This window comes from Chamaesiphon polymorphus CCALA 037, assembly GCF_003003845.1.
Lineage (GTDB): Bacteria > Cyanobacteriota > Cyanobacteriia > Cyanobacteriales > Chamaesiphonaceae > Chamaesiphon > Chamaesiphon polymorphus.
Window position 1 is genome coordinate 1 of the sequence record NZ_PVWO01000105.1, and the last position, 14,037, is coordinate 14,037.

Genomic DNA, 14,037 nt, shown 5'->3' on the forward strand with positions numbered 1-14,037 from the left:
AACGATCGCGACACAATCAGACATCAAACGTGGGATTGATACAGCGCGAAACTACTGGCTCGAAGCGCGATCGATCGACCCGAACTCAATACTTCCGGCATTTTTGAACCAGAACCCAACCATTTCTCCTCAGCAGAATCGAGGATTTTTTGCCAGTTTCCATCTGGAATAGTGGGTGTAAACGAAACATCATCCCGATCGAAATTCAGCAGACAAAAGATCGCCCCTTCCTCACACCAGCGATGCAAGAGCAATACTCTCTCTTCTGGTAATCCGATCGCCTCCAAATTTTGCTTATTCAATTGCTTCAACGCCGGAATCGTGCGGCGTAATTGAATTAAATGCTGATATAAACTAAACATCACTTGATGTTTGCCCTGCTGGCTGGTTTCCCACTGCAAATTAGATCGATCGAAAGCCTCCATACTTTCGGGATCGACGTAATCTTGCTCTTGATGAAAGTGAGCGAATTCTTTCTTACGTCCGGCACGAACGGCGGCAATTAATTCTGGATCGGTGTGGCTGACAAAGTATAAGAATGGTGCTTCTTCCGCATATTCTTCACCCATAAATAGCAGGGGAATATTGGGTGCCATAAATAAGGCCGCAGCGGCAACTTTGAGTGCGTCAAATGAGACTAATTGCGTTAATCGATCGCCCAAAATCCGGTTGCCAACTTGGTCGTGATTTTGAATGCAAACTACCATGTTCTGCCCTGGTAAATCGCTCGAATCGCTACCGTGCCAACGCTGGCGATCGGGAGAATAGTCCCAGGAGTAGACAAATCCTTGCTTATAGGCTTTGGCTAGTTGCTCGAAAGTCCCATAATCTTTGTAATATCCAGACTGTTCGCCCGTGAGAACTGTATGCACGCAATGGTGAAAAGCATCGTTCCACTGGGCATCTAGTCCGTAACCGCCCTGCTCGGCGGTACGTGTCACGCGGACATCGCTGAGATCGTTCTCTGCCATTAAGTAAAATGGTCTGCCGCAGCGAGCGGACAGCTCTGCGTTGGCTTCTGCTAGCTCTTGGAGAAAGTGTTTGGCATTGAGATCGAAAATATTGTCGCTGGCATCTAGGCGCAAGCCATCGATATGGAAGGTTTCCAACCAGTAGAGGGCGTTTTCAATAAAGTAGTTGCGGACTGCGTAGCTAGCCGCCCCATCAAAATTTAGCGCGTTCCCCCACAAGCATTGGTATTTATCGATATAGTATGGGGCATAATCGCCGACGTAGCAGCCTTCGGGGCCAAAATGGTTGTAAACCACGTCCAGCAACACTGCCATGCCTTGCTGGTGGCAAGCATCGACTAAGCGTTTGAGTCCATCCACACCCCCATAGGAGTCTTGCACGGCGAAGGGATATACGCCATCGTAACCCCAATTTCGATCGCCTGGAAATTGCGCGATCGGCATGATTTCGATCGCATTGACACCCAGTTCCTTCAAGTAGGGCAATCGCTCGGCGATCGCGTCAAAGGTACCTTCGGGTGTAAATGTCCCCGTATGCAGTTCGTAGATAATCAGCTCTGATAGCGGTAGATTCGACCACTCTCGATCGCCCCAAGTAAATGTATTATGGTCGATAGTTTGCGAAGCCCCGTGTACCCCCTGCGGTTGAGACTGAGAAGCCGGATCGGGACGTTCTAGTTTGCCATCTAGCTGATACAGATAAGTAGTACCTGGGGCAATTTGCTCTGTGAGTTGCCAGTAGCCAAATTCGATCGGCTGCATGGGCAATACCCGTTCGGCAGGATCGACAATTTTGACACAAACCCTTTCGGCACTGGGTGCCCACACCGTAAACTGGCAGCGATCGCCACCTACATACCAAGCACCTACTTTCACGATCGCTTTGCCTTTACTGAAAATATCATTCAAATTTAGGCGATTTTCAATAAAATAAAATCATCTGTTGGGAAGATTTGCGATCGCTAACTTAGCTGCAACCGAACATCTCTTCCTCGGATGGTCGTTAACACTAAAATCTGCTTCACAAACCCTTCTTTTGCGATCGAAATCCCTTGACCTCACCCCGCCGTCGCCGATGGCTCCGGCTCCCCTCTCCCAAGCTTGGGAGAGGGGTTGGGGGTGAGGGCTGAGGTTAGGGAGCTTTTCAAACCGGATTTGGCATGACACGCGATCGGGAAGATTTCACTTCAGCACTGTAACGGTTCTTACTACTGCCACAACGCCCCGATCGATCGCGGACTTCGTTAAGGTAAAAGTGGTGTTATTCCGGTCGAGGATCGGTTATAAAGCATGGCTAATCGAGATCGTAACGCATCCTGGGCTGCTGCAATAGATGACGCACTTACCACTGTTGCCACGGCATCTCGGACGGTGGTAGCAGACTCGATCGAATCAGTCGGGACGGCACTTTATGAGTTGGTCGATCGAGGTACGGAAACCGTTGGCAACACGCTCGCGCCGATCGCTGACAACCCAATGATAAAATGGGCGACCAAGGTACCAGGAATTAATTGGTTCATGGCTGCGCTAGGTCAGGTGAATGTGGAAAGAGTACGGCAAGAAGTTGACGTATTGCGGCAACAGTACCCTTTAGATACCCCCGATCGATTAGCGCAGCGCGTTATTGCCGATACCACCTGGAAAGCAGCCGGAATTGGTTTGGCCACCAACATTATTCCGCCTGTGGCACTAATGTTATTTGCCGCCGATTTAGGTGCGATCTCGGCTCTGCAAGCCGAAATGATTTATCGGATTGCGATTATTTATGGATTTTCACCCACCGATGCCGCTCGACGCGGTGAAGTACTAGCGATTTGGAGTTTATCGACCGGAAGTTCGGGCGCGCTCAAGATGGGGTTAAGCTTTGTCGAACTGCTCCCAGGCATTGGTGCGGTAGTGGGTAGTGCTGGCGATGCTACCCTGTTATACAGTTTGGGACATCTAGCCTGCCGCTTCTATGAAGCCAAGCAAAAAGCAACATCATCAGGATCGAATCGTTCGCAATTCTAACGTGAGTTCGACAGACTAGTTTCAGATACAAGATAACCTTTGTAGAATCTAAGGTAGTGGCAATCTGTCTGTAGATATGGAAATCTAGCCAGATCCTCGATCGAAACCGAAACCACCGCTATTTACCAATGACTACTACCTCCAAACCATCGATCGCAAAACCTCTTTGGGGTCAAGCTCTAGCCGCACCCGCACCCGAATTTCCGCAGACGCAGTTACAAATCCTCGCAGGTGCGATTCCATCTGGTTTGTCTGGTACCCTCTACCGGAATGGCCCCGGACGGCTCGAACGCGGCGGTAAACGGGTCGGACATTGGTTTGATGGGGATGGAGCTATTTTGGCAGTTAAGTTTGCTGACGGGGCTGCTAGCGGTGTCTATCGCTACGTGCAAACTCAGAAATATCAGGAAGAAAGTCAGGTCGATCGCTGGGTGTATGGTAATTATGGAATGCGACCATCTGGAAATCTGTGGGAACGTTGGGGTAAATCGGTGGGAAATGCGGCAAATACTTCAGTTTTAGCTTTACCCGATCGATTGTTAGCATTGTGGGATGGTGGCGCGCCGCACGCGTTGGATTTGGATAGTTTAGACACGATCGGTACCGATGATTTAGAGTTAGATGCTGCTCCGCTAATTTACTCCGCACACCCCAAAGTCGATCCCGTTTCGGGACATATTTATAATTTTGGGATCTCGATCGGCGCGCAACCAAAACTAAATCTCTATGAAAGCGATCGCAGTGGCAAAATTATTAAATTCACTCAAACTAAACTGCCCAGACTAACTACCGTTCATGACTTTTTAATGGTCGGTAAGTATTTGGTGTTTTGTATTAATCCGGTCGAGATTCAACCACTGCCGATTTTATTTGGATTGGCTAGTTATAGTGACTCGATCCGGTGGAAACCAGAATTAGGCACTCAAATTATGGTGTTCGATCGCGAAGATCTCAGTCTGGTTAGTAGTTTCACTACCGAGCCGTGGTATCAATGGCATTTTGGTAATGGATATGTCGATGCTAGCGGGCAAATCATTGGCGATCTAGTTCGCTATCCAGATTTTGGAACTAATGAATTTTTGAGAGAAGTTGCCAGCGGTGAAACGCATACCGAAGCCATCGGCAAGCTCTGGCAATTAGTCATCGATCCGGCTGCTGGTAAATTAGTTAGTAGCGATATTTTAGTCGATCGCAGTTGTGAATTTCCACTAGTAGAAAGCGATCGAGTCGGACGAGAATGGCGATATACATATTTAGCCATTCATAAACCAAATGCAGTTCTACATCGCGAATTAGTAGGCACGATCGGCAGGTTCGATCGCCAGACAAATACTTTAACTACTGCCGATCTTGCCAGTCATTTATATCCCACCGAACCGATTCATGTTGTCGATCGATTCGATGCTAATCGAGGTTGGATTTTGACAGTAATTTACGATGGCGAAAATCATCAAAGTGAAGTCTGGATTTTCGATCGAGACAGGCTAGATGACTCGCCAGTCTGTCGTTTGGGTTTACCCAGCGTAGTACCTATGGGTTTTCACGGTACATGGAAAAGCAACTAAATATAGTAATCAATCGTATTTTGAGGATGGGATTTAAATTTCCATCCTTAATTATCAATTCTCAATTACTCCCAAAAACTATCCGCTCCTACTACTAGATAAGATTCTAAAATCTCAGTACTAGTAATAGGAGCGGTCTAGGGGGTCTGTTCGCTGGAACCTGGCTGCTGAGAGAAACTCTACAAACAAGACAGGAGTGAATCTAGAACGATTCTATAGACAAACCTACAAGTCTACTAGATGACAGTCCCAGCACTCAGCCGGCTAACTCCAGTTTCGAGACCCAGACGTGTACTACTCTCGATCATGGGCACCACCTCCTAATATAATAATTGGATAGTTGTCCGGAACAACGGGTAATTTACTACCTAGAGCTAAGTTAGCACAGGTGTAAACAATTGACAATCGGGATTCGAGCGGATTTTGAAGTAACTTAACACGGGGTTGCTGGATTTAAGGATGAAATGCTAGAGAGGGAGGCGGGGAGCGGGGTATTACTTCCGACTTTGTTTGACAGCCTTTTTGCGCGTCTTTGCCTGCGATAACAACGAAGTCGCAAAAGAGATAGCTTCCTGCGCCGATTGTCCGCCTGCGATTTGAGCGATCTCATCGCGGCGTTGCTGCTGAGAGTGAAGTTCTTCAATGCGGACGATCGTGCGTTCGACGACGGAGGTACCATTACCTGTATGCTCGGCACTAATCGTTTCTTTGGCTACTCGAAAATGTCGATCGGCCATGGCGGCAATTAACGGCTGGTGGGTGACGCACAAAACTTGCTGAGATTGGCTTAGGTGGTGGAGTTTACTGGCGATCGATTGGGCGACTTTGCCAGATACGCCTGCATCGATTTCGTCGAAGATCAGGGTACCCGCGCCGCCGTTATTAGAGAAGCAGGCTTTGAGGGCGAGCAGAAACCGACTCATTTCGCCGCCAGATGCTGTAGCGGCGAGCGGTTGAAGAGGTTCGCCAGGATTGGGGCTAAAGTTGAAAATGATGGTGTCTGCACCTGTAGCGGTAGGTGTTTGGGTTGCAATCTCGACTTGGAATTTAACTTTATCCATTGCCAGGGGTTTGAGTTCGCCAATGAGATGTCGTTCGAGATCGAGTGCGGCTTGTTGGCGCAGGGTGGTAAGTTGTTGGCAAGCGTCGATTAATTTGGCGTAGAGATCTTGCGATTGGCGTTCGAGTTCTTCGAGCGACACTACGGCTCCTGTAAGCTGCGCTAATTCGGTTTGGACGGAATGCTCGAACTCGATCGCTTCCGTCAGACTGGGGCCATATTTGCGGCAAATTAGCTTCAGCGTGCGAATCCGTTCTTCGATTTCGAGCAATCGATCGGGATCGGCTTCGAGGGCATCTCCATAATAATTGATTTCGCGTCCAGCTTCGGTGACTTGGGCGAGGGCAAGGCTGACGAGATCGAGGGTGGATTGGAGGCTGGAGTCGATTTCTACCATATCGATGAGGGTAGATTCGGCTTTACCCAGCATATCGGCAACAGCGATCGATCCGCCCGTATCATTTTGATAGAGAAGCTGGTAGATGGCATAGCTTTGTTGCTGGAGATCGACGACGTGACTGAGGCGTTGGCGTTCGGTTTCGAGATCGAGGATTTCTTCCGGTGTCGTCAGGTGCGCTTGACTGAGTTCTTCGGCTTGGTATTGGAGCAAGTCGAGCCGCTGGAGTCGTTGCTGTTCGTTTTGCTGGCGATCGATCCAAATTCGGTAAGCTTGTTGGTAAGCGGTATATGCGCGCCCAATGTTTTCCTGCTGCTGGAAAATCTTGCCACCACCATATAAATCCAGCAATTCTTTCTGGTGGGTGGGATTAGTCAGTTGCACGGTTTGCCCCTGAGCGGTAATCTCGATGAGGAGTTCGCGTAATTCTTGGGCGAGTTGACGATTGCAAATCGCACCATTAACGCGCATTCGCGATCGCAGATTCGTTCCTTGAATGCTCAGTTCGCGGCTGCAAATTACGGTATCATCATCGCTTAAGTCAAATTCTCGCTCGATCGACCATTCCCTAATTCGATCATTGACTGTAAATGTCCCTTCGATCGTCGCTTTCTCTGTCCCCGTGCGAATCATCCGCAGCGATGGTTTACCGCCCAACACCAGATCGATCGCATCCAGGATAATCGATTTTCCGGCACCAGTTTCCCCCGTCAACACATTTAAGCCCGCCCCAAATTCGAGTTCTAGCTCATCGATGAGGGTAAAGTTTTGAATGCGCAAAGAGAGTAGCATCTGGAGGAGTGGGGGATGAGTGGATGGGTGGATGGGTGGATGGGTGGATGAGTGGATGGGTAATGGGTAATGGGTGAAATTGGAACTGCGTTCTAAAACGATCGAGCCTCTACCCTCTACCTAAAGCCTAAAACCTAAAACCTAAAGCCTAAATTGCGCTGGATGATGGAAGCCGAATCTATACGCGATCGGCTAAAGTTATAGCATCTATCTAGATCGAAGGCCGATCGCCATGAGTGAATTAGACGAGTCTTCCCATAATACTGAATCTGCCGATCCGATCGTCGGTAACGATCTGCCCGATTTAACAATCTATGGCTACCAAGTATCTGAGAAATTATCCGAGCATCCAGAGCGAAACAGGATTACCTATCTAGCCAAAGAGATCGATTCAGAACGGTTAGTGGTGGTGAAAGAGTGGCGCAAGCTCGATCTTGAGGATTCATCTCTAGACTATGCTAATTATTTACCAGAAATCGAACGGTTACAACCGATCGACCATCCGCATGTTGCCCCTTATCTGAATTCTTTTCCGACAGCAACTGGATTCTGTGCGGTACGATCTTATCTACTGGGGGTTTCGCTAGCAGAACTAGAAACTTTACCACCATCGGATATTAAGCTGGTAGCTGATGCAATCTTAAATATTCTTAATTACCTCCATCATTTAACGCCTCCTATCATTCACCAGAATATCAAACCAGAGAATATCATCGTCGATACTTCTACAGAGTTAACGATCTCTTTAGTAGATTTTGGGCTGCATCCGTCAACTACCAATCGTAGCAATAATCCAGGCTTTACTCCTGCATCGCAGCTACCTAATACTTACCTAAATTCGGCTTTCGATCTTTATAGTTTGGGTGTCTCGATGATTTGCTTACTCACGGGTACATCCACCTCCCAAGCACAACACTTATTCGATACCAACTATCGCCTACATGTTCGACACTTATTACCTGCCGATACGGATCCACACTTAATTGCTTGGCTCCAACAAATGGTGGAATCGAACGATCGCCCACAATATCTCGATGCATTTACAGGGCGTCCCTTACCTACTAATTTAGCTCTAGAAGATGCCGCGCCGCAAGGATTTAAATTACCGCCACCCAAACGCAAAATCTCATGGCTGCCATGGGTAATTGGGGCGGGTATTCTAGTTGGTGGAGTATTAATTTTAAGTCAGTTTGTATTAACAGATAGTGACGAACTCACTCCCGCTCAAATTGCTAAAAATCAATCGATCGCCAGAGAAGCTGAATTTGCATCTTCCGATCGCGGTAAGCTAATTAGAGAGAAACGTTGTCTCAGTTGCAATCTTACCAATCAGAATTTTGCCAAAGCCGATCTATCGGGTGCAGTCCTCCCACAATCTAGTCTCAACGGCGTAAATTTTGCTGATGCTAATCTGACATTAGCCATTTTTCAAGATAGCGATTTGAGTGGAGCTAATTTAAGTAGGGCAAACCTCCAACGTGCTGCTTTTTATGGTGCTAAACTGCTTCGGACAAATCTAGCTGGGGCAAATCTCTCGCAAGCGAAACTAACTTATGCGAAGCTTAATGGAGCCTCGTTGCGCGATGCGAATCTCTCGAATGCCGACCTCAAATTTGCTGAATTTCAGCAAGTAGATTTGCGATCTGCCAATCTTACAGGTGCAGATTTAAGTAATGCCGATCTATCGAATAGCAATCTTCTCAAGGCAATTTTAACTAATGCAAAACTAGATGGTGCCAATCTCACTGGCGCAACTATGCCTGATGGTTCGCTCCATCCTTAAATTAATTGAGAATTGAGAATTGAGAATTAATTATTATTTATTTTTTCAATATAATTAACTTGTGCTTGCCAATATTCAGGTAAAGTATTCCAAGGATTGCGATCGCCAGTATCTGGACGATCGTTTGTAATGTAAACATAGCTAAATTTATATTTAACTACTCGATCGAGTGTACTTTTCATCAAATTATGATTTGCGGTTGTATGTATTAATGCTGCAAATTTTTGAGCGGAATGTTTTTGCCGAGCTATAGGTGGATGATATTTAGTCCAGACCGATTGATAATTTTCAAATGTGACGATCGTATCGGCGACTGGTTGCAGAATAAACTCTTCAGTTACATCCGTACCAGGATTAATAATTAGCGTGTAGGCGATCGATCTAATTGAATCGGTACTTGGCGACGAAGATTTGAGATATCGATAGATTTGATGATAATAATCTAATTTGTCCTGCTGATTGGCAGCCTCATCGATAAAAATTCCATCAACATTAAAATATTTGAGATAGAGATCGATATCGGCTTTAACAGCCTGAAGATCTCGGTTGGCATAGTTAGTCGGTACGTAACCAATCACCTTCACCCCCGCTTGTCGCAAATCTTTAATTCCCTGTTGATAATCTACGTTTGGTGGTGCGTTATCGGGGCCATTATTGGGATTGATAATTGCGACAATTGGTACTTTTTTAGCAGCTAAGATTACCTGGTTCCAAATATAATTATTGCGATCGTACCAATTAGGATAAATATATAGTGGTAACAAGATCTGAAGTTTTGACTGATGACTTGACTGGTTCGCAATCTCCATTTGATTTGGATTCCTCAGATAAGGTGGTTGCGATATCGAAGCATGTAAGTGTTCTAACGAACTCTGCCGATTATTATTCCCCGAAATCGTACAGCCAATCGCGCAATTAATCGTTATTAAGATTGTTACTAACCGAGCTAGATTCACGACTTGCTAGTAATTACTACCTTCATCTTACCGCCACTAGATATCATCTTGGTAAATCCGCACTCGGTTTTTAAAAACGATCGCCAACTATCCACTATTCACTATCCACTGCATCTCGAAGCTTGCGCGCCGCCTCAGCAGCGATCGCAGAAGTGAGTAAGATAAGATCGGCAGACAGACACCTATAGCATCCCCAAAAGCCCATGGACAGAATTTTAGAGCCAGAAGTCATGGATACCTGGCAAGAGGCAACAGCCTATGATGCCATGGACTTTACCGCAGTAAATATGGCATTTGCAACGGATGCGATCGCGCTCGACCCGAATGCTGTCAAAATATTGGATGTCGGTACGGGTACGGCGAGAATTCCGATTTTGATGTGCCAGCAGCGATCGCAATATCTAATTACTGGGATAGATTTGGCACAATCGATGCTCATTTTGGGTCAACGCAATGTAGAAGAGGCAAATCTCAGCCAACGGATTAGATTAGAGCGTGTCGATTCCAAACGGATGCCTTATCCCGATCTGGAGTATGACATGATTGTTTCTAATAGTTTGGTACATCATTTACCCGATCCGTTATCATTTTTTGGGGAGGTAAAACGCTTAGTCAGACTGGATGGGGCGATCTTAATTCGCGATTTGATCCGACCGGAATCCGAGCGGATTGTCGATGAGTTAATTGCTAAATTTGGTGGAGACTATGATACGCAGCAACAGCAGTTATTTCGCGATTCGCTCAAGGCGGCTCTAACTTTAGCTGAAGTGCGGGAATTGTGCGATCGAGTTGGCTTCAAACAAGTCAATATCTCTCAAACTTCCGAGTTACATTGGACGCTATCGCGTCAGAAATTACGTCTGATGGAACATCAGTAGGTAGGGATGAATCTACAAACTAAATTATGCTCGAAATCTAGATAGTGGGCACTGCCCACCCTACTTATAGGCTCTTACTTACTATTTATATGATTGACCTTGAATCGCCACTTTGGAGCAACTTAACGTGTAGTGCAGGTGGTAATGGAGAAATGGCTGCTGACTTACTAAAGCAGATCCAACAAGGAAATGGCACTGATGATGTTTATGGCGAACTCTACCACCAAGTATGTCATCAAGGAAATATCGGTCGAGATAGCAACCTAGCTTATGCGGTAGTTCCCCATCTAGTTAAGATCGCACAGCAAGTAACAAAAAGGGAGCAAGTATGGCCACTAAATATTGTCGCTTCAGTGGTGACATCTAGGTTAGTATATCCAGAAGGCTCTGGAGCTATTCCCATCGATCTTCAAGAAGATTATGAACTGGCTTGTAATTCAGCTCTAGAAATAACCCTTCACGCTTTGCGAGAGACTGGCTATGAGCAAGATGATTCAATTTTTTTGCTCGCGACAGTAGCAGCTTTACATGGGCATGGTGACTTGGCAATGTTGATGCTGAATGGAGGATCTGAGTTGAATTGTCCATTCTGTGGAGAGGAGATTAGATACGCTAATTTGTAGAACAGTAGTTGTAGGGTGGGCATTGCCCACAATCCGATTCACGGAATAGAATCAAACTTGAATTATTAGTAATTTTAATGATTAAATTATTCGATCGTAAGTCTTGGTTCGCATTATTAGTGACATTCGGCTTAATTTTAGCCCTGATTTTCCCATCTATTTCCCTATCGCAATCGCTCCCAACTAAATCGAATCGAGAAATTCGGGGAGTGTGGATTACCAATGTCGATAGTGATGTCTTATTCAGGCGCGATCGATTGATAACAGCCCTGAGAGATCTCCGCAAACTAAACTTTAATACGATCTATCCCGTTGTGTGGAATTGGGGTTACACGACCTATCCCAGTAAAGTGGCTCAGCGCATCGTGGGTAGTAGCTTCATGCCCAAGAAATCTGCTGGATTATTAATCGGGCGGACGCTGGGTAAAAACGAAGGATTGGAAGGACGCGACGTGATGCGCGAACTCGTCACGGAGGGACACAAACGCGGACTAGCCGTGATTCCCTGGTTTGAATTTGGGCTGATGGCTCCTGGTAGTAGCGATCCGGCTGGCTCTAATTTGGCAAAACTCCACGCTGATTGGTTGACGACCAAGCAAGATGGCAATATTAACTGGAAAGAAGGCAAAGATCCGCGTGTCTGGCTCAATCCATTCCGCCCCGATGTCAGAAAGTTTATAATAGATCTAGTGGTCGAAGTAGTCAAAAATTATGATGTTGATGGCATCCAATTTGACGATCATTTCGGACTGCCGCATGAGTTTGGTTACGATGCCTATACAGTCAATTTATATAAGCAAGAGCATCAGGGCAAACTCCCACCCAAACAAACCCAAGATCCGGAATGGGTTAACTGGCGCGCTGATAAAATTACCGCTTTTATGAAGGAATTATTTGTCGCGATTAAAGCTGTCAAACCAAAAGCGATCGTCTCGATTTCACCCAATCCTATGCCCTTTGCCAAAAACTTTTATCTCCAAGATTGGGCAAAATGGGAACGTCAAGGTTTAGTAGAGGAATTGTTAGTTCAAATCTATCGCGATAAGTTTGAATCGTTCGTCGGTGAATTGAATAACTCCGATCTTAAATTAGCCAGTCAACGTATTCCTGTAGGGATCGGCATCATGACCGGAATCAAACCCAAACCCGTATCGATGCAGCAGATCCAAACTCAAATTGCCGCAGTTCGCGATCGTGGTCTAGCCGGAGTATCATTCTTTTTTTATGAAACGCTGTGGAACCTCACCAACGAACCCGCAGCAGCTCGGAAACAAGGATTTGCGAAAGTATTCAATCGACCCGTCGCACGTCAAACTATCATCAAATAACGATTATGGAATTACCAGAATTAGACTCAGAAACGATCGATCGAGTCCTCGAAATGGCCTGGGAAGATCGCACTACATTTGAATCGATCGAATTGCAATTTGGTCTCACCGAATCCCAAGTCATCGCCCTAATGCGCCGCGAGATGAAAGCCTCCAGCTTCCGCATGTGGCGCGAACGCGTCACCGGACGCTCTACCAAGCACGCCACCCGCCGCGACTTCGGAGCTGGACGCTTTAAGTCTCAGAATCAGAAAGGGTAGGTTTAGTGGATAGTTGATAGTCGATCGTTGATATTCCCGTAGATTTGTAGGGGCAGTGCTGTCTTGTCGTTTTTTTATTCTGGGGGAACCCCAGAATAAAAACGCCGCTTCATGCCTGCTCTCTATGGGTTAGGCTTCTCATTTAGGATTGCGATAGTCGGGAGTGGATGCTTAAGTTCCTATTAAAATTGGTGCAGATCCGCTCTCGTTCCAACTAAGATTAGGTAGAAGTTATCTATTATGGGAATCTGCTGTCTATTTATCAATGAACGACCTCACTCGACAGGTCGAAGATCGTGCCCGTGAAATTGGCTTTCACGCCGTCGGTATCGCCGCCATCGACCCCAACACCACCCAAGCCGCTGCAACCCATCTTCAAGAGTGGTTATCCCTCGGATATCAAGCCGATATGGCGTGGATGTCCGACCCCCGCCGCCAGGACATCTATCGACTCATGCCCTCAGCCACAACAGTCATCGCCCTCGCCCTCAACTACTACACCCCCCACCAACGGCCAAATAGTCCCACTCATGCCAAAATTGCCCGTTATGCTTGGGGACGAGACTATCACAAAGTATTAGAAAAAAAACTCAAACAACTCACAAATTGGCTGCTCGAATCGTTCGATAATGTCGAGGCACGTTATTACGTCGATACCGGGCCGATTCAAGATAAATTTTGGGCGCAAGCCGCAGGTATCGGTTGGATTGGCAAAAACGGCAACGTTATTAACCGTAAATATGGTTCGTGGATATTTTTAGGCGAAATTGTAACTAATATCCCACTCATTCCGAGCGATCCCCACAGCCAACACTGCGGCACATGTACGCGGTGTATTTCCGCTTGTCCGACTGGGGCAATTACCCAGCCTTTTGTGGTCGATGCCAATCGATGTATTGCTTATCATACGATCGAAAATCGTGCCGAAACATTACCACCAGAAATCGCGAATAATCTCCAAGGATGGGTTGCAGGTTGTGACATTTGTCAAGATGTTTGTCCCTGGAATCAGAAATTTGCTCGGCCTACAGATGTAGCAGATTTTCAACCTTATCCCCGTAATCTGGCTCACACATTAACCGAACTGGGATCGCTCACCGACGAGTCGTGGGATCGCAGCTTCAGAGCCTCTGCGTTGCGTAGAATTAAACCAGCAATGTGGCGGCGCAATGCAATTGCAAATCTTCATAATTGGGGATCGCAATCGAACGTCAATTAGATTACAATTTTAAAACTGGCATCGGCTTCTCATACATGCGTAACAATTCTAAACTAATCATTTTTGATTTTGATGGTACCTTAGCCGACACGCTAGGTGCGTTGATGCGAATTAGCAATCGATTGGCACCAGAATTTGGCTACGCCCAGATCGATGAAGATCGATTGGCTAGCCTAAAATATCTCAGCTCTTGGG

At 46.4% G+C, this 14,037-nt stretch carries 13 protein-coding genes; 10 read left to right on the top strand and 3 right to left on the bottom strand.

The features are described 5' to 3' along the window. Window positions 1-23: 23 nt before the first annotated feature. Window positions 24-1,847 carry a malto-oligosyltrehalose trehalohydrolase gene (gene treZ / locus C7B77_RS10425; protein WP_106303830.1) on the bottom strand — a complete coding sequence of 608 codons (1,824 nt, stop codon included), beginning with the start codon at window positions 1,845-1,847 and terminating at the stop codon, window positions 24-26. Between the two features lie 414 nt (window positions 1,848-2,261). Between treZ and C7B77_RS10435 the strand changes: the two genes are divergently transcribed. Both C7B77_RS10435 and C7B77_RS10440 read left to right on the top strand, forming a co-directional pair. Further along, complete coding sequence (locus C7B77_RS10435) at window positions 2,262-2,981, top strand: EcsC family protein (RefSeq protein ID WP_106303803.1); 720 nt, start codon at window positions 2,262-2,264, stop codon at window positions 2,979-2,981. 128 nt (window positions 2,982-3,109) lie between these two features. Continuing rightward, window positions 3,110-4,546 carry a carotenoid oxygenase family protein gene (locus C7B77_RS10440; RefSeq protein WP_106303806.1) on the top strand — a complete coding sequence of 479 codons (1,437 nt, stop codon included), beginning with the start codon at window positions 3,110-3,112 and terminating at the stop codon, window positions 4,544-4,546. Between the two features lie 494 nt (window positions 4,547-5,040). On the opposite strand, the gene recN is transcribed toward C7B77_RS10440, so the two are convergent. Further along, window positions 5,041-6,795, bottom strand: coding sequence for a DNA repair protein RecN (gene recN / locus C7B77_RS10445; RefSeq protein ID WP_106303809.1), 1,755 nt, complete (start codon window positions 6,793-6,795; stop codon window positions 5,041-5,043). A gap of 232 nt (window positions 6,796-7,027) precedes the next feature. On the opposite strand from recN, the gene C7B77_RS10450 reads away from it, so the two are divergent. Beyond that, window positions 7,028-8,578, top strand: coding sequence for a pentapeptide repeat-containing protein (locus C7B77_RS10450; protein WP_106303812.1), 1,551 nt, complete (start codon window positions 7,028-7,030; stop codon window positions 8,576-8,578). A 26-nt stretch (window positions 8,579-8,604) separates the two neighbouring features. Here C7B77_RS10450 and C7B77_RS10455 read toward each other — a convergent pair whose 3' ends face one another. After that, entirely contained in the window at window positions 8,605-9,387 is a 783-nt protein-coding gene (locus C7B77_RS10455; RefSeq protein WP_245894154.1) for a spherulation-specific family 4 protein, read from the bottom strand. 150 nt (window positions 9,388-9,537) lie between these two features. On the opposite strand from C7B77_RS10455, the gene C7B77_RS29845 reads away from it, so the two are divergent. The 7 genes from C7B77_RS29845 to C7B77_RS31380 all read left to right on the top strand — a co-directional run. Next, complete coding sequence (locus tag C7B77_RS29845; protein ID WP_181243799.1) at window positions 9,538-9,690, top strand: hypothetical protein; 153 nt, start codon at window positions 9,538-9,540, stop codon at window positions 9,688-9,690. Window positions 9,691-9,737: 47 nt separating this feature from the next. Continuing rightward, window positions 9,738-10,412: a class I SAM-dependent methyltransferase gene (locus tag C7B77_RS10460; RefSeq protein WP_106303815.1), complete on the top strand. Its 675-nt coding sequence runs from the start codon at window positions 9,738-9,740 to the stop codon at window positions 10,410-10,412. Between the two features lie 89 nt (window positions 10,413-10,501). Continuing rightward, entirely contained in the window at window positions 10,502-11,035 is a 534-nt protein-coding gene (locus C7B77_RS10465) for a hypothetical protein (RefSeq protein ID WP_106303818.1), read from the top strand. 77 nt (window positions 11,036-11,112) lie between these two features. After that, window positions 11,113-12,363, top strand: a complete 1,251-nt coding sequence (locus C7B77_RS10470; RefSeq protein WP_106303821.1) for a glycoside hydrolase family 10-like protein — start codon at window positions 11,113-11,115, stop codon at window positions 12,361-12,363. A 5-nt stretch (window positions 12,364-12,368) separates the two neighbouring features. Further along, window positions 12,369-12,623 (top strand): TIGR03643 family protein, encoded by a 255-nt coding sequence (locus C7B77_RS10475; protein WP_106303824.1) that lies wholly within the window; start codon window positions 12,369-12,371, stop codon window positions 12,621-12,623. Window positions 12,624-12,888: 265 nt separating this feature from the next. Beyond that, window positions 12,889-13,842 (top strand): tRNA epoxyqueuosine(34) reductase QueG, encoded by a 954-nt coding sequence (queG, locus tag C7B77_RS10480; RefSeq protein WP_106303827.1) that lies wholly within the window; start codon window positions 12,889-12,891, stop codon window positions 13,840-13,842. Between the two features lie 35 nt (window positions 13,843-13,877). After that, window positions 13,878-14,037: HAD hydrolase-like protein (locus tag C7B77_RS31380; protein WP_181243800.1), on the top strand; the 160-nt coding region annotated here is incomplete at its 3' end.

Excerpts from the sequence above, each read along its gene's own strand:
- C7B77_RS10435 (WP_106303803.1), top strand. The coding sequence starts at position 2,262 with ATGGCTAATCGAGATCGTAACGCATCCTGGGCTGCTGCAATAGATGAC.
- C7B77_RS10440 (WP_106303806.1), top strand. The coding sequence starts at position 3,110 with ATGACTACTACCTCCAAACCATCGATCGCAAAACCTCTTTGGGGTCAA.
- recN (WP_106303809.1), bottom strand. The coding sequence starts at position 6,795 with ATGCTACTCTCTTTGCGCATTCAAAACTTTACCCTCATCGATGAGCTA.
- C7B77_RS10450 (WP_106303812.1), top strand. The coding sequence starts at position 7,028 with ATGAGTGAATTAGACGAGTCTTCCCATAATACTGAATCTGCCGATCCG.
- C7B77_RS10455 (WP_245894154.1), bottom strand. The coding sequence starts at position 9,387 with ATGGAGATTGCGAACCAGTCAAGTCATCAGTCAAAACTTCAGATCTTG.
- C7B77_RS10460 (WP_106303815.1), top strand. The coding sequence starts at position 9,738 with ATGGACAGAATTTTAGAGCCAGAAGTCATGGATACCTGGCAAGAGGCA.
- C7B77_RS10465 (WP_106303818.1), top strand. The coding sequence starts at position 10,502 with ATGATTGACCTTGAATCGCCACTTTGGAGCAACTTAACGTGTAGTGCA.
- C7B77_RS10470 (WP_106303821.1), top strand. The coding sequence starts at position 11,113 with ATGATTAAATTATTCGATCGTAAGTCTTGGTTCGCATTATTAGTGACA.
- C7B77_RS10475 (WP_106303824.1), top strand. The coding sequence starts at position 12,369 with ATGGAATTACCAGAATTAGACTCAGAAACGATCGATCGAGTCCTCGAA.
- queG (WP_106303827.1), top strand. The coding sequence starts at position 12,889 with ATGAACGACCTCACTCGACAGGTCGAAGATCGTGCCCGTGAAATTGGC.